This is a genomic window from Streptococcus pseudopneumoniae (assembly GCF_001072375.1).
GTDB lineage: Bacteria > Bacillota > Bacilli > Lactobacillales > Streptococcaceae > Streptococcus > Streptococcus pseudopneumoniae_L.
Window position 1 is genome coordinate 1 of record NZ_JVKV01000003.1, and the last position, 341, is coordinate 341.

General features: G+C 46.3%; 1 protein-coding gene. It reads left to right on the forward strand.

All coding sequences use genetic code 11. The annotated features are described in order from the left end of the window. On the forward strand, window positions 1-341 hold a 341-nt coding region (locus ADH31_RS00200), incomplete at both ends, for an ATP-binding cassette domain-containing protein (RefSeq protein ID WP_049508143.1).

The following is a 341-nucleotide window of genomic DNA, read 5'->3' on the forward strand; positions in this document are numbered from 1 at the left end:
ATCAATCAATTGCAGGAGAAGTACCCTTATGAAATCTCTGGAGGGCAAAAACAACGGGTTGCAGTTGCACGGGCTATCATCACAGAACCAGAAATTCTCCTCGCTGATGAGCCAACAGGAGCCCTAGACTCTAAGTCATCTGCAGCACTGCTAGATGTCTTCGATGAGATTAACGAGCGAGGTCAAACCATTCTCATGGTAACCCACTCAACAGCTGCAGCCAGCCGTGCTAAACGTGTCATTTTCATCAAGGACGGCATTCTCTACAATCAAATCTACCGTGGTGAAAAAACTGAACGTCAGATGTTCCAAGAAATCTCTGACACCTTGACTGTTATGGC